Origin of the sequence: Thauera terpenica 58Eu, assembly GCF_000443165.1 — a bacterium.
In the GTDB taxonomy this organism is placed as follows: domain Bacteria; phylum Pseudomonadota; class Gammaproteobacteria; order Burkholderiales; family Rhodocyclaceae; genus Thauera; species Thauera terpenica.
In genome coordinates this window covers 1-15405 of sequence record NZ_ATJV01000092.1, presented here as the reverse complement: position 1 = coordinate 15405, position 15405 = coordinate 1, and the positions used below count along the sequence as shown (strand labels likewise).

The 15405-nt window shown below is 64.7% G+C and carries 14 protein-coding genes; 4 read left to right on the top strand and 10 right to left on the bottom strand.

From position 1 onward, the window contains the following. Positions 1 to 231: 231 nt before the first annotated feature. Positions 232 to 1218 carry a transcriptional activator NhaR gene (gene nhaR, locus M622_RS36220; protein ID WP_002937762.1) on the bottom strand — a complete coding sequence of 329 codons (987 nt, stop codon included), beginning with the start codon at positions 1216 to 1218 and terminating at the stop codon, positions 232 to 234. 33 nt (positions 1219 to 1251) lie between these two features. Between nhaR and hpf the strand changes: the two genes are divergently transcribed. The 4 genes from hpf to M622_RS36200 all read left to right on the top strand — a co-directional run bounded on the left by hpf (position 1252) and on the right by M622_RS36200 (position 3579). Continuing rightward, positions 1252 to 1611, top strand: coding sequence for a ribosome hibernation-promoting factor, HPF/YfiA family (gene hpf, locus M622_RS39885; protein WP_075146744.1), 360 nt, complete (start codon positions 1252 to 1254; stop codon positions 1609 to 1611). Positions 1612 to 1627: 16 nt separating this feature from the next. Next, positions 1628 to 2248, top strand: coding sequence for a hypothetical protein (locus tag M622_RS36210; protein ID WP_002937764.1), 621 nt, complete (start codon positions 1628 to 1630; stop codon positions 2246 to 2248). Positions 2249 to 2324: 76 nt separating this feature from the next. Then, positions 2325 to 2633, top strand: coding sequence for a P-II family nitrogen regulator (locus M622_RS36205; RefSeq protein WP_002931382.1), 309 nt, complete (start codon positions 2325 to 2327; stop codon positions 2631 to 2633). 70 nt (positions 2634 to 2703) lie between these two features. Beyond that, positions 2704 to 3579 carry a universal stress protein gene (locus tag M622_RS36200; protein ID WP_031347445.1) on the top strand — a complete coding sequence of 292 codons (876 nt, stop codon included), beginning with the start codon at positions 2704 to 2706 and terminating at the stop codon, positions 3577 to 3579. Here M622_RS36200 and M622_RS36195 read toward each other — a convergent pair. The 9 genes from M622_RS36195 to M622_RS36155 form a co-directional block, all read right to left on the bottom strand. Then, positions 3576 to 4466 (bottom strand): mechanosensitive ion channel family protein, encoded by an 891-nt coding sequence (locus M622_RS36195; RefSeq protein WP_002937768.1) that lies wholly within the window; start codon positions 4464 to 4466, stop codon positions 3576 to 3578. The two genes, M622_RS36200 and M622_RS36195, sit on opposite strands and share 4 nt — an antisense overlap. Positions 4467 to 4469: 3 nt before the next feature. Further along, positions 4470 to 4955 (bottom strand): phosphate-starvation-inducible PsiE family protein, encoded by a 486-nt coding sequence (locus M622_RS36190; RefSeq protein WP_002931390.1) that lies wholly within the window; start codon positions 4953 to 4955, stop codon positions 4470 to 4472. A gap of 75 nt (positions 4956 to 5030) precedes the next feature. Further along, positions 5031 to 7739, bottom strand: a complete 2709-nt coding sequence (locus tag M622_RS36185; RefSeq protein ID WP_031347444.1) for a cation-transporting P-type ATPase — start codon at positions 7737 to 7739, stop codon at positions 5031 to 5033. Positions 7740 to 7951: 212 nt separating this feature from the next. After that, complete coding sequence (locus M622_RS36180; protein ID WP_002937770.1) at positions 7952 to 8326, bottom strand: hypothetical protein; 375 nt, start codon at positions 8324 to 8326, stop codon at positions 7952 to 7954. Between the two features lie 78 nt (positions 8327 to 8404). Continuing rightward, on the bottom strand, positions 8405 to 11548 hold the full coding sequence (locus M622_RS36175; RefSeq protein ID WP_021250623.1) for an efflux RND transporter permease subunit: 3144 nt from the start codon (positions 11546 to 11548) through the stop codon (positions 8405 to 8407). A 15-nt stretch (positions 11549 to 11563) separates the two neighbouring features. Beyond that, complete coding sequence (locus M622_RS36170) at positions 11564 to 12667, bottom strand: efflux RND transporter periplasmic adaptor subunit (RefSeq protein WP_052028746.1); 1104 nt, start codon at positions 12665 to 12667, stop codon at positions 11564 to 11566. 47 nt (positions 12668 to 12714) lie between these two features. Next, positions 12715 to 13344, bottom strand: a complete 630-nt coding sequence (locus tag M622_RS36165) for a hypothetical protein (RefSeq protein WP_021250621.1) — start codon at positions 13342 to 13344, stop codon at positions 12715 to 12717. Then, complete coding sequence (locus M622_RS36160; protein ID WP_031347442.1) at positions 13341 to 14624, bottom strand: TolC family protein; 1284 nt, start codon at positions 14622 to 14624, stop codon at positions 13341 to 13343. The genes M622_RS36165 and M622_RS36160 overlap by 4 nt, the downstream gene beginning before the upstream one ends. Positions 14625 to 14752: 128 nt before the next feature. Further along, the gene (locus M622_RS36155; RefSeq protein ID WP_021250618.1) at positions 14753 to 15106 is read right to left on the bottom strand and encodes a hypothetical protein; all 354 of its coding nucleotides are present in this window, start codon (positions 15104 to 15106) and stop codon (positions 14753 to 14755) included. Positions 15107 to 15405: the final 299 nt, after the last annotated feature.

The following is a 15405-nucleotide window of genomic DNA, read 5'->3' as shown; positions in this document are numbered from 1 at the left end:
TCGCGACGGTAAGCGCGATAACCCGCAGATGGTCATTGGCCTATTGTGTGCGAGTGACGGGGCCCGATCGCAGTCGAGGTCCTTCCGAGCCACACGGCCGATCCAGCAGCGCCGTCGTCATCCTGGCGTCGCCCAATGCACTGCACCATTCCGAGCTTCGGGCTGCGCGAAAAATGCCTTCACGAATCCGAGCGGCTTGGGGACGAAGGCACGACCCCTGGCCAAAGTGGATCATCGGGCGGCCGGGGGGAACACCGAGCGCGCGTATTCGCTTACCGCCCGCGCCGCGGGATGCGACAGGCGCCGTTCGGCGGAGATCAGAAAGAAGCGCTCGCGAATCTCGGCCGTCTCGCCGACGTAATCAAGGCGATAGTGCTCAATCACATCGGCGACGCCGGAAGCAGGCACAGGGAAAACCCCTGCACCAGCCTCTCCAAAGGCCTTCATCAAGGCGCTGTCAGCGAACTCGCCGACGACATGAACGCGAAGCCCTTGCCGCTCGAGCCAGCGTGGCAAGGCCACGTGAAGCGCGCTGTCCCGCCCCGGAAGCAACAGAGGCGCGCCATCGAGGCTTTTCGGAAAGCCTGGGGCAAGTTCCGCCGCAAGGGCGGGTGCGGCGAGGAAGGCGACCCCCGACTCACCGAGCGGGTGACTGAAGCCCCGAATCTCCGTTCCCGGAGGCATCGGACGGTCGGCCAGCACGATATCGAGACGATGAATCGCCAACTCGGCCAGCAAGCGATCGAGCCGATCCTCCTCGCACACGAGTCGGACTGGCTCCGGCAGCGACAACACCGGAGACAGGAAGCGGTAAGCCGCGAACTTCGGCACCACATCAGAAATACCCACCCGAAAGGTGATGAAACGCTCCTCCGCACCACCCTTGAGCAAATCTTCGAGTTCACTGCCAGCCTGAAAAATCTCCTCCGCATAAGACAGGGCGAGACGCCCCGTCTTCGTCAGTTCTAAGCGGCGCCCAACCCGATTAAACAGGGTAATCCCGAGACGCGCCTCGAACTGCGAAAGCTGCCCGGAAAGTGTCTGCGGAGTCAAATGTAAGCGCTCGGCGGCACGAACGACACTTCCAGCGCGCGCAACGCACTGAAAATAATGAAGATGTTTGTAGTTAAGCACTCTTATGCCATATTCTAGATCGTAGATTTTTTCGATGATAAGCCAGATCTTTATCTGCTTGTCGCGATTATTTGCAGGCCTCACACTTGCTCTGACAATTTACCTGACGGAGGCTTCATGAACATTCAGATCCATGCCAAAGACTTCTCCCTGACCGAAGCGCTGCGCGCGCATGTGACTCGGCGTCTGGCGTACGCGTTGAATCACGGCCAAGATGTTGTATCGCGCACATCGGTACGCCTCACAGATGTGAATGGTTTGCGTGGAGGCGTAGACAAGAGTTGCGCGATTGAAGTACGAATGAAAGGTGCAGCAGACCTGATCGTCGAGGACGTGCAGGATGACATCTACGTCGCCATTGACCGCGCATCAGAGCGCATTGGCCGACTGTTGGACCGCAGGCTCGCCCAGCTACGTGAGCACGCGGGCGTGGCACGCCGCGACCGCGAGTCGCTCGTGGTTGGGGATTCTGACTGACGATTGGGGATCGATAATGCAAAAGATGCTCTGGCTTGAACTGCTTCAAAGCGGTGCATCCGGCTTGCTCCGAAGGCGACGCGGGTTGTTCATGGGCTTCGCCGGCGGGGGATTGATCGTCTTCGCCCTCCTGATCTGGGCGGGAATCGCGCTCTTGGGCTGGATGTGGGGAACGGTACAGCCACTGATAGGGTCCGCCCCGGAGCTTGCGCGGTCGGTCACGGCTCAGGTCGAGCAGGTGTCACCGCGGATCGGCGAGACCCTGCGTGAGGTGATCCCCGGCGCCACCGTTACACCAGCGCTTGACGTGTCGGGGAGCGATATCGGCCCGGTGATCCGCTTTCCCGGTCTCGTCCGCACAGAGTGGCAACGCGAAGGTGCGCGCATTACAGTGCGCTACGAAGGCCGTGCAGTCCATGCGTCCGTACTTGATCATTACCGCACCGGCTTTGTCGGGCAAGGTTTCACTCAAGAGGTGCTCTCGGCGTCAATGGAAGCGGAAAGGCATGTATTCACGAAGGATGACGAGAAAATTGAGTTCGCGATAGAGCGCCTCGAAGACGGAAGGATTGGAGTAACACTGACCACCGCAGACCTCTCACGTCCTGGTGCGCAGCGAAACACCCGGATGAGTTGAAGCTTGTGCCACCACATATTGCGACCGGCCGCTCCCCCTGTGATCGGCAGGCCGCGCAACCAGATGGAGCTAACCTGTGATTCTGGCAACCGAAAAACGCGTTCTGTTTACCGTGATCACCGAAGCGACGCTTGAACAGCCCTTGCTGCGCGAGCTAGATCGCTTGGGCGTTCGTGGCTACACCATTTCTGACGCCCGCGGCAAAGGCAACCGCGGCGTGCGTGATGCTGCTTGGGGGGAGACCGCGAACATCCGAATCGAAGTCATTTGCACTCGCGAACTTGCCGAACGCGTGCTCGAGTTCCTGCACAAACACTATTATGCCAACTACGCGATGGTCGCATTCGTGCAGGACGTAGAGGTCATTCGCCTCGACAAGTTCTGACCATGCCCCATCGGCACCGAATGTTCGGAGACGGGGTTGTCCAGACAACAGCATTCATGGGGGGGGGATCATGATGAGTGCGATAAAACGGATCCACGCAGCAACCGATTTTTCTGAGCTGGGTAACGAAGCAGTGCGTCGAGCAGCGATCATCGCAGCACGCGAGGATGCGGAATTGCTGGTGACCCACGCGTTCCCCCGGCAGAGTGCGTTTGACGCCGTCTTTGCCGGCGAACACGACCTTCAGGATCGGATGCGTGCCCTAGCCGAGGAAAATCTCGCTGCGCAGATCAAAGCGGCGCAAAGTTGCGGTGCGACTCGTGCTCGCGGTGAGATCTTGACCGGCTCCGCGCGTCGTGTGCTGGCGGAGACTTCTGACATCTTTCGCCCAGACCTTTGGGTGATCGGAGCGCACGGCAGCGGTCTGTTACAACAGTTCCTGCTCGGCGGTACAGCAGCGCACATTCTGAACAAGGCCTCGTGTCCGGTACTGGTCACGCGCAGGGCGGTCGAAGGAGACTATCGTCGTGCATTGGCTGCGGTGGACCTGGGCCCACGCTCAGAGGCGGTGTTGCGCGCGGCCTTGATCGTGGCGAAGCACGCCGGGGTCAAGTTGCTTCATGCCTACGCTGCGCCATTCGAGGCCAAGTTGCGGAACAAGCGCTTCCCAGAAACCGAAATCAAGCGTCTGGCGGAAAGGGAGTTCCTTGTTGCCCAGCGCAACCTCGATGCCCTCCTTGCTGACCCGGAGCTGGTCGGGATCGACATTGAGAGCGAACTCTCACACGGAAAACCCAATACGGTCGTGCCAGATGCGGCTCGCGCACTCGGCGCGGACGTGATCGTTGTTGGCAGACACGGGGGAGGCCGTATTCGCGAGTCCTTGATCGGGAGCGTTCCGCGCTTTCTTGCCTATTACGCCCCCTGCGACGTGCTGGTGGTCTAGTTATCAGTCATCAAGCTCGGCGCAGCCCATCCAGTTGCCCCTAAATCAGAACGTTGCCGACTGACTTCGAGCCAGATCGCTCTGAACACCGACTGTTCGACCTTCAGTCGCATTGCGACCGGGCAGGTTATACGGATGATGAGCATGAGATGCTCAGGATCAACAAAATCCCAGAGCACCTTGATCCGGCCTGACGAGTAGGAGATGAAGTCCTCGTTCGCGAGTTTACGGAAGTGCGCTTCAGCCTGCTCCTGCCATTCACGGGTCGCAAGTTCTGCAGCCGTTCTAGCGGTGTCTTCGATGCTGACAAGGTCGCACACCATCGCAGCCGGAACGGGAACCCTCATCAGGTGCAGCACGTATTCGCCGGTGGGCGATACATTCTTGACCGGTGTGGTCAGCAGCAGGCCGTTGGGAAACTCGACAACCTTCCCCGTGACTTGCCCTGCATGGCCATACTCGGCCAAGGTGGTCGCGAACATGTCGATATCGACGACTCGGCCGCTGAACAGGCTGGATTCAATAAGGTCTCCTACCTTGAAAGGCCGGACCAGTGTCAGATAGAGGTAGCCGAGCACACACATCAGCAGTTCCTTGCTGACGATCAGCATAGCACCCGCGACCGCAGCGAGTGACAAGGCAAAGCCCGCGATCGTTGACGCCCAGACCGAAATGATCACGAACAATACGACAAACCAGATGGTGTTGCGGACCCACACCAGGTGAACCCGACGCTTCTCGTTGGAGATGACCTCTCCGCGCGCCAGGTAGCGAGCCCAAAGATGTGTCAGCGTGGCGCCCACCAAAACCATAAGGACGGTTGCGATCGCCCTCTCCCATTGACCAGGAATGGCAATGAAGAGGCGCTCGAGGCTATCGATTGGCATGCGTCACCCTTCTCCGCAGACTACTTTGTGCTTTCTCGGTCTGATCACGATCAGGTAGTAGCCAACTGCGAGGGCGAATGTGATCGCCGCGGTACCGTAGAGATAGCTGGGTTCGACGTCGTTGAAGTCGAGAATGATCACCTTGCGTGAGATCGCCATCAGCGCAGTTCCAAGCACGATCTCCACCGCAAGGTGGTGGCTTTTGTCACTCTCGGCGTAAAGGATGATGTTGTGATAGATCTCTATCGCTATCAGAACCGCCATGAAGGCCCCGAAGGTCGCCAGTATGTCCTTGATCTCGAGCAGCATGAATGGCGGCGACATCAACCTCTGATACAAGACATAAAGAACGTCGGCGACTCCCCAGATGATCACCAGAACCATGATTACCGCCAGCACGCGGGCAACCCGCCCGATGATCCAGTTCAGTAAAGGGATCGTGCCCCCCATGGTCTCTTGCTTAACGCCCTTCTCGTTGCTTGTATTCATCTACGCCTGCGTGAAATAACTTGATTCCAAGGGGGTGCGCACCGTTACTCGGCCGGCCCGCGCGAGCCGCCGGTTTCAGTGCGTTACCGTGCTGCTTGCGCCACGTCTTCTCCAAGCCTTCTCGCCTTCGATCACCAGATAAATGGCGAGGCCGACGGCAACGATCAGCCCCCAGTCGATCCAGCCGATCGGCGCCGTGTGGAAAAGCTTGTTCATCAGCGGAATATAGGTGAACAGCAACTGCACAGCCATCATCGCCCCGATGCCTGCCCAGATCCAAGGATTACTGAACAGCCCGAGACGGAACATGGAGTACCGCAGCGAACGGCAGTTGAGCAGATAGAATGATTGCCCGACCGCGAAGACGTTCACTGCGATCGTCCTCGCCTCCTGCTCGCTGCGCCCGCTATACAACGCCCATTCGAACAGGCCGAAGCTACCCACGAGAAGCAGCAGGCCGACCAGCAGGATGCGTTTGATCAATTCGCCGTTGAGGATCGGTGCCGCGGACAACCTTGGCGGGCGACTCATTATGTCCCGCTCCCGTGGCTCGAAAGCCAGGGTGAGGCCAAGTAGCACGGCCGTGGTCATGTTGATCCACAGCGCCTGAACCGGCAGCACCGGCAGCGGCTGCGCCGCCATCACCGCAGCGATGATCACCAGTCCCTGACCGGCGTTGGTCGGCAAGATCCAGGTGATGAACTTGATCAGGTTGTCGAATACGCCGCGGCCCTCTTCTACAGCAGCTTCGATGGTGGCGAAATTGTCATCGGTGAGCACCATGTCCGCGGCCTCCTTCGAGACATCCGTGCCGGTGATGCCCATCGCGACACCAATGTCGGCCCTTCGCAGCGCCGGCGCGTCGTTTACGCCATCGCCGGTCATCGCGACCACCTCCCCGCGTGCCTGCAAGGCCTCGACCAAGCGCAGCTTCTGTTCGGGCGTCACGCGTGCAAACACCGCCGTGTGCGCGGCAACGTCGATCAAGTCGGCATCAGGGATCTCTTCGAGCGCGCGCCCAGTGAGTACCCCCGCATGTCCCGAGGTGTGCAACAAGCCTATCTGGCCGGCAATGGCAGCGGCGGTCGCGGCGTGATCGCCCGTGATCATCTTGACCTTGATCCCCGCTTCCTGGCAGGCTCGCACTGCGTGGATCGCCTCCTCGCGTGGCGGATCGATCATGCCCTGCAGACCCAGAAAGGTGAGGCCGTCGCAGACATCCTGATGATCGATGTCGGTAGTCCCGCGCGCTACGGCCATCCGGGCAAACGCCAGCACCCGTAGTCCGTGACCGGCCATTGCATTGACCTGACGAAGGACCTCATCAGCGTCGAGCGCGCCCACCGAACCGTCTACTCCGAGCATGACCGTGCAACGCTCGAGGATCTTTTCAACCGACCCCTTGAGATAGACGACCGGGTTGTCGCCGCCGTGCAGGGTGACCATGTATTGATGTTGCGATTCGAACGGAATCGTCTCCAGCCTGGCGGCACGAGCGTTTTCGGTCCTAGCATCGAGACCGGCCTTGCTGGCCGCGACCAGCAGCGCCCCCTCGGTGGGGTCACCCTCGATTCGCCAGGCATCACCGTCACGCTTGAGCACCGCGTCATTACAGAGGAGGCCGGCACGCAGCAACTCGCGCACAACCCCGTGCTCGGCGGCTGAGTGACGCTCGCCATCAAGTCGCAACTCGCCCTCCGGCGCGTAGCCGATGCCGCTGAGCTCGAACGACTGTCCGTCGACCCAGAGTCGCTGGACCGTCATCTCATTGCGAGTAATTGTTCCTGTCTTGTCCGAGCACACCACGGTAGTGCTGCCGAGCGTCTCGACCGCAGGCAGGCGACGGATGATCGCGTTGCGTTTTGCCATGCGCGCTACGCCAATGGCAAGTGTGATGGTGAGCACTGCGGGCAGCCCCTCCGGGATCATCGCAACCGACAAGGCAACGGCGGCCATGAAGAGGTCCACCCAATACTGCCCATGCCACAGGCCCACGGCAAAGGTCAGGCCAGCCAGCCCCAGGATCGCGTAGAGTAGCAGCCTGCTGAAGTGGGCGATCTTGCGCGTCAGCGGTGTGGCGATTACCTCGGCGCTGGCTATGAGCTCCGAAATGCGGCCGATCTCGGTGCTGTCCCCGGTGGCGACAACGACGCCGACCCCTGTACCGTAAGTGACCAGGGTTGAGGAATATGCCAGGTTCGTGCGGTCGGCGAGTGGCGTCTCGAGTTCCAGAATGCCAGGGAACTTGTCCACCGGCACTGATTCACCAGTCAGAGCCGACTCATCGATTTGCAGGCTGCGGCTGCGCAACAGAAACAGGTCTGCGGGCACCTTATCGCCGGAGGCGAGAAGGACGATGTCACCTGGTACGAGCCCGGCTGCGTCGATGCGCTGCTTTTCTCCGGCCCGCAATACGGTGGTCTCCATCTTCAAGGTGCGCGACAGCGCCTCGAGCGCATTGAGCGCCTTACCCTCCTGCACGAATCCGATGATCGAGTTGAGCAGCACCACACCGAAGATCACCGCTGCATCGACGAAGGCCCCCAAAGAGAGCTTGATGATCACTGCAATAAGCAGAATGTAGACCAGCGCCTGATTGAACTGCAGCAGAAACCTCAACAAGGGTCCATCGCCAACTCGCCTGGCCAGCGAGTTTGGTCCATGTTGATGTTGTCGCTCTTCTACCGCAACCCGATCCAGGCCTGTCTGCCCATTCGTGGCAAGCAGTCTCAGCACCTGTTCGCCGGTCAGATGGTGCCAGTGCTTCTGCTTCGGGTCGCTCACTTGTGATCCTTCATTCGAATTGCGGCCGCAGGCAGATGGATGAGTGGGATTTTACCGCGTCACTCTGCGGGCCGGTCAAACTCATGCACTGGCCTGCGCTTGACGCGCCGCCAGCCCGTTGGCCGGCAAGGCGTCTGGGCGCTGCGCGACTCCCCAGCGGTGGGGGTGTCGCCGCCGCCCCCCTCCGCTGCGACTGCCGGCGCGCTGAGCGCTCAGCGCACGGTGAAACGCACGGTAATGGCCTTCTGGTCGGCGGTGTTGATTGCGGCCACCACCTTTGCCCCCTTGGCGATCGTGACGCCCCTGGCTTCGAGCTTGTCGCCGCTCACGACCAGCGGGGCTTCCGATTTCTCGGTGCCGTTGAGCACAGTCAGCTTGCCGCTCATGCCGGTCGGGACCATGGGCTTGCCGTGATCCTCGACATACAGCATGGCAGCCCCCTCGCCGGCAACGAGTTCGAACGACAGGTCGCTTGCGGTCTGCACGACGCCGCCGTGCTTGGGGGCGGCACCGCCATGCGCGAGTGCCGGGGCGGATGCAAGGGTGGAGCAGGCCAGGATGGCAGCTGCGAGGAACTTGGTGATCATGGGTGATCTCTCCTTGGAAACGCGGTGCGCTTGGCGCAGGCGGCACCGCGAGTGCCTGGTTCTTTAACGAGCGCGTGCTCAGAAAGCCTCGCGCGCGTCGGCCACTGCCGGCGTTTGCGCATCCTCGCCGAGCAGCCGCTCGGTCGGCTTGCGACCGAACATCCAATACATGACCGGGGTAAGCAGGGTATCGAGCAGCGTCGAGCTGACCAAGCCACCGAAGATCACGACCGCGACCGGGTGCAGGATCTCCTTGCCCGGGGCATCGGCGGCCAGCAGCAGCGGCGTCAGTGCGAAGGCTGCAACCAGGGCCGTCATCAGCACCGGCGTCAGCCGCTCGAGCGAGCCGCGCACGATCATGGCCTGGCTGAAAGTCTCGCCTTCGAACTTGCACAGGTTGATGTAGTGACTGATCTTGAGGATGCCGTTGCGCGTGGAGATACCCGCCAGCGTGATGAAGCCCACCATCGACGCCACCGACAGTTGTACCCCGGCGATCCACATCGCCAGCACAGAGCCGATCAGGGCCAGCGGGATGTTCGCCATCACGATGCCGGCCAGCACCGCCGACTGGTAGCGCGAGTACAGCACCAGAAAGATCATCACCAGCGACACCACCGACAGGCCCGCGATCAGGCGCGTGGCCTGCTCCTGGGCCTGGAACTGACCTTCCAGACTGATGAAGTAGCCGGTGGGCAACGCCTGCCCGGCGATCACGCCGCGCACGGCAGCGATCACCTCGCTCATGTTGCTGCCATCGGTGTTGCCATAGACGACGATGCGGCGACGACCGTTCTCGCGTCCGACCTGGTTGGGCCCATCGGTCTCCTCGACGCTGGCGATGGCCGACACCGGCACGCGGCCGGCAGGGGTGTCGATCAGCATCCGCGCCAGATCCTGCGGGCCGCGCCGCTCATCGGGCAGACGCAGCACCAGCTCGTAGCGGCGCGGACCGTCCACGATCTGCGCGCCGTGAGCGCCATCGGTCAGCGCCTGCAGCACGCGGATCGCCTCGCCGGGCGACAGCCCGAGCTGGGCGGCCTTGCGATGGTCCAGCCGCACGGTGATCTGCGGAATCAGCACCTGCTTTTCGACCGTCAGGTCGACCAGGCCGGGCACCCCGCTCAGCCCGGATCGCATCTGTTCGGCCAGGCCGCGCAGCGTGTCGATGTCGTCGCCGAATATCTTCACGGCCACCTGGGCGCGCACGCCCGACAGCAGGTGATCGAGGCGGTGGCTGATCGGTTGGCCGATGGCCACCTGCGCCGGCAGCACCGAGAGCCGGTCCCGGATGTCGGCCATGATGGCCTCGCGGTCGCGCCCGCTGCGCTTGAGGTCCACGTCGATCTCGGCCGAGTGCACGCCTTCGGCATGCTCGTCGAGCTCGGCACGGCCGGTGCGGCGGCCGACCTGGGTCACCTCGGGAACCTGGCCGATCAGCAGTTCGGCCTCACGCCCCATCCGGTTGGCTTCGGCCAGCGAGGTGCCGGGCTGCATCACCAGGCCCAGTACCAGCGAACCCTCGTTGAAGGCCGGCAGGAAGGCGCGCGGGAAGAACGGCACCGTCGCGGCCGCGCCCGCCACCGCCAGCATCGCCACCACGATCAAGAGCTTCGCGCGCCCGAAGGACCAGTGCAGCAGCTTCGTGTCCTGACGCTTGAGCCAGGCGACCAGCGGGCTGTCGCCGTGATCGAGGCGTTTCATCGTCGGCAGCATGTAGTAGCACATCACCGGCGTGACGGTCATCGATACCAGCATCGACGCGCCGATCGACACGATGTAGGCGATGCCCAGCGGCGTGAACAGCCGTCCCTCGATGCCCGGCAGCGCGAACAGGGGCACGAAGACCAGCACGACGATCACCGTCGCATAGACGATGCCCGAGCGCACCTCGACGCTGGCGCTGCGGACGACCTCGAGAACGGGCAGCCGGTCTTGCGCGGCGCGGTTCTGCTTCAGTCGCCGCAGGATGTTCTCGACATCGACCACCGCGTCGTCGACCAGCTCACCGATCGCGATCGCCAGCCCGCCCAGCGTCATCACGTTGATCGACTGCCCGAGCCACTGGAACACCAGTGCCGTGACCGCGAGCGACAGCGGGATCGCGGTCAGCGAGATCACCGTCGTGCGCGCCGAAAGCAAAAAGGCGAACAGCACGATCGCCACCATGATGGCCCCGTCGCGCAGCGCCTCGGCCACGTTGCCGATCGAGGCCTGGATGAAGTCGGCCTGACGGAAGAGCACCCTGGGCGCGGCGAGGCCTGCGGGCAGGCCGGGCCTGAGCTCGGCCAGCGCCGACTCGATCTGCGCGGAGAGCGCCACCGTGTCGGCCTGCGGCTGCTTCTGCACGCTGATCACGACCGCCGGCAAACCACCGTAACCCGCATCACCGCGCTTGAGTCCGGGCGCGAACGAGACGGCTGCCACCTGCTCGAGCAGGATGGAACGCCCGTCCTTCCAGGCCACCGCGATGCCGGCCAGGTCCTCGATGCGGTTGCTGCGCCCCAGGTGACGGATCAGGTACTCGCGACTGTTGAGGTCGATGAACCCACCCCCGGCGTTCCCGGCGTAGCCCTCGAGCGCCTTCTCGAGCTGGTTCAGCGACACGTCGAATTGCGCCATGCGCGCCGTGTCGGGCGCCACGCGCAGCGTGCGCACCTCGCCCCCGATCGGGATCACCTGCGACACACCGGGAATCGACAGCAGGCGCGGGCGCAGCACGAAGTCGGCATACTCGCGCGCCGCCATCGGGCTGACGGCTGGCGTCTGGCCGTCACCGGCGCCCAGCGGCAGCGCGATCAGCATGACCTCGCCCATGATCGACGACACAGGGCCCATGACGGGCGTGATGTCGCCGGGCAACTGCTCGCGCACCAGTGCCAGCCGTTCGGCCACCAGTTGGCGGTTGCGGTAGATGTCGGTGCCCCAATCGAACTCGGCGTAGAGGATGGACAGACCCACGCCCGAGGTGCTGCGTACTCGGGTGACGCCGGGCATGCCGTTGAGTGCGGTCTCGAGCGGGAAGGTGACCAGTTGCTCCACCTCCTCGGGCGCCATCCCGCCCGCCTCGGTCAGCACCGTGACCAGGGGTTTGTTGAGGTCGGGGAAGACGTCGACCGGCGTGCGCCAGGCGGTCATCGCGCCGTACACCATCAGCAGCGCGGCCACGGCAAGCACGAACAGCCGGTTATGCAGGCTGTAGCGAACGATCCAGTTGAACATGAAGGTGACTCCCGTTCAACGGATCTGGGCGATCAGCGCTGCGCCCTGGACGACGACGCGGTTATCCGCGCCGAGCCCCTGGGTGATCACCACCGTGCTCGCATCCAGCGCCTGGAGCCGGACGGGCTGCGCGATGAAGCGCTCGGCCCCCGACTTGATCCACACGATCGGCTCGTTGGTCGCGTTGCGCACCACGGCCTGGGCCGGCAGCACGATGCCCTTGACGCGCTGGTTCGACTGCGCGATCACGGTCACCGGCTGGCCGATCGCCAGCGGGAGTGGCGCACCCGGTGCCACGGTGAAGATCAGCGGCAGCACACCGTCGCGCAACATCTGCGCGCCGCCGACGAACTGCAGGCTCGCCTCGGGCACGCCCTGCAGCGACGCCGCACCGACGCTGGCGGCCAGCGCCGGATCGGCGGTGACCGCCTCGACCAGCATGCGCGACGGGTCGACCACGTCGAACAGCACGTCGTTCGGTGCGACGACCTGGCCGACCGTGACGTCGGCGCGAGCGATCACGCCGGAGACCGACGCGACCAGTGACTCGCGCGCCTCCAGGCTGGCGCCGATGCTGCGCTCGCGCTCGACGAGCATGCGGGCTTCGGTGCGCGCGGCGTCGATGTCCTTGCGTGGCACCGTACCCTCGAGGCCTTCGAGGCGCCGGACGCGCTGCTCGGCGATCTGGCGCTGGGCGCGCAGCTCGGCGAGCTGGGCCTTCTGCCCCGCCTGGGCATACGGGTCGGCGTGATGGCGGACATGGGCCAGCAACTCGCCCTGCGCCACCCGCTGCCCGACGAGCGGCAGCCCCCTGGGGCCGGGCTCGATGCGGCCGCCATGCACGGTCTGCACGCGGCCGCTGGCGTTGGGGTCGGCGATCACCCGTCCTGGCAGCTCGACCGTGGCCGCAGCCTCGGACTCCGCTGCCAGCAGCGTGCGGATCGCCATGCGGCGTTGCGCGGCCTTCGGCACATTGACGCTGCCGTCGGGCAAGCGCGCCAGCCCGGATGGGCTGGCCGTGGCAGCGGGCGCGTCCAGGTGTTCGCCGTTGGGACCATGCGCGCCCGGCGCCGCGTGGACGGCCGGCGTGAACAGGATCCAGGCCGGCAAGGCCGCCACCGCGAGCCAGGCGGACCGCAGCCGATGAAGGGGGGCGATGGCGTTCATCACTTCACCCCCGTGGCGAGGTTCGAGGTGCGCCGGCGGCGCCAGGCGGCAGCCGCAAGCGCCCCGAGCACGAGAACGCCACCGCCGATCAGGGCTGCACGCTCGAGCGCATGACCATGCGCATGGCCGTGGTCGTCGACGCCGCGACCGCCTCCCGCACGGGCAGTGCCGGCAAGCGGCCCGGTGACCAACGTGCCATCCAGCAGGTCGGCATCGTTGTAGGTGGCCAGCGTGAAGACGAGGGCATGCTCGCCCGGCGCGGCGAGCGCCTCGAGCAGTGCCGTATCGGTGGCGGCGTAGTCGCCACTGTCAGGGCGGAAGGCGGCCACTGACTTGTGCGGGCCGGACTCGACCTCAAGTCGGGCGCCGAGCACGGGCTCGTTGGTTTCGTAGCGATCGACCAGGATGACGAGCTGGTCAGCCTCGAGGCTGGCGACCAGCTCATAGCTTTCCGACTTTGCCTCGAGACGTGGCAGGCCCGCGCTGCCGGCGACGACCGGCTGTTGGTCGAGATGTTCGCCGTTGGGACCGTGCGCCCCGGGGGCGGCCAGGCTGGTCATGGGCGACAGGGCCGCCACGGTCAGCACGGCCAGCAGCCGGCGGCGCAGGTTGAGGATGGATGGGTTCATGGGAGCAATCCGAGCGCTTGTTGGAGACGGGCGCGGGCGAGGCCCAGCGCGGCGGTATGGCGGGCGAGCGCAGCATCGGCCTCGGCAGCGGCGGCCAGCGCGCGCAGCAGGTCCGGCAGCGGTGTTTCGCCGACATCGAAGGATGTGCCGATCAGGTCGGCACGTTCGCGCAACAGACGGGCACGGGTGGTCCCGGCCTCGCGCTGCACCTCTGCGGCGCGGACGGCCTCGCGCGCCAGGGCGACGTCGCTTTCCAGGCGCTCGCGCAGCCGCTGCAAGCGTGTTTGTGCGACATCCAGTTCGGCCAGTGCAGCCGATTCGAGCGGTCGATTTCGTGCGTCGCCGCCAAAGGGCAGGCGCAGACCGACCACGACGCTGCCTTCGGAAGACGCACCGGACCCGGCATGGTCCTGGCGGACGCCGACCGTCAGCTCCGGCGCGTCGCGGCGCGAGTGGCGCATCAGCTCGACCCGCCGCTGCGCCAGCTCGGTGGCCTGGGTCGCCGACTGCAGTTCGGGATGCGAAGACAGCGCAGGTTCGGCCGTCGGCGCGGGCACGGCGTCGGCGACAAGGTCCGGCGCCGCCGTGAGGCCGGTCAGTTGCACCCAGCGTGCGCGAGCAGCGTCCAGGCGCTGCCGAGCATCGCTCAGGGCGGCCGCGGCCGCCAGGTGCTCGGCCTGTGCGGCCAGCGCATCGGCGCGGGCCAGTTCGCCGGCGCGCACCCGGCGCCCGACGTCGTCCGCGAGCCGCTGCATGGACTGGACCTGGCCCTCGGCCTGCGCGACCTCGGCCGCCAGGCTGGCCCATGCCCAGGCCTGCTCGCGCAACTCGCCCGCCAGTTGCAGTCGCGCCGCCTGCTCGGCAGAGGCCGCCTGCGCCGAGGCCGCAGCGGTCACGCCCTGGTGCGCATCACGCTGGCCGGGGAGCCACAGTGGCAAAGCGACGCCCAGCTCGGTCTCGCGGGCGCCATCATTGCTTTGGAGCCGATCGTCGCGATGGCTCAAGGTGAGCGACGGCGGGGCTGCCCACATGGACTGGGATGCGAGGCGCTCGGCGTCGGTGCGACGCAGCTGACCCTCGGCTTCCCGGGCCACGACGGCGCGCTGCCAGGCAGCATCCAGTGCGACACGCAGCGGCACGCGCTCGGCCGCGAGGGAAGGTTTGGGGGATGTGGCCGCCACGGGGCGGTCCTGCACGGAAGAGCTCGGCTGGGCCCAGCACGGCCCACCGACCATGCTGCCGGCGACGACGCAGGCAGATAGCCAGAAAGATGGTCTCACGATGATCCTGAAAGTTGCGTGGGGGTCAGCCGAGCACGCGGACGCGTCCGCAGCGAAGGAACGCGGGACGGAGCGAGCTGGCTGGTTCAGGGGCAGGGTCCGTGGGGGGACGCCTGCCACGCAGGGATTCAGGAGCGCAGACTAGGCGGCCTGAGCAGGCCGTCCGGGAAGGGGTCGGGAACGGCGGCATCGTGCCACTCGGACGGCAGGACCGAGCCTGCTGGCGGGAGCGCGTGCGAGATCGAACCCAGCAACTCGAGGTGACCGCCAACGTGGTCGCCGGAGACGTGCTGCAGCGATTCGTCCGATTGATCCTGGTGGAACGAACCGTCGTGGTGGTGATGGTGACCCGTCGCCTGCCAGTGCAGCGAGCTGTGCTCCAGATCGGAGGGCGAACTATTGGCCGAGTCCACGCGCGCCACTGCCATCGACTGGCAAAGCAGGGAAATCAGCGTGACGAAAAGGACAATAAGCCGGCGCATGGCCGCGAATCCTAACACGGCCGATTTCGCACTCGCACTCACTTCTCTTCACTCACAGGAGGCATGTGACGATCCAAAGCGCGTCCGGGGTACTGCACATCTCTCGGAACACTACCAACGGCGACGTAGGCAAGGTTCGTGGGTCCCCGCTGTATGGGTTTGGTCGTAGCGGCAGCTTGCCGGGCCAACCCGACGCTCGAATGACCGAGGAACGCAAAGATTGACAGACGGCTGATGGCCGGACTGAGGCCTTCACCTGTGATGCGGCAAAACCGACCTCCCCCCCCCCCAGCGTCTCA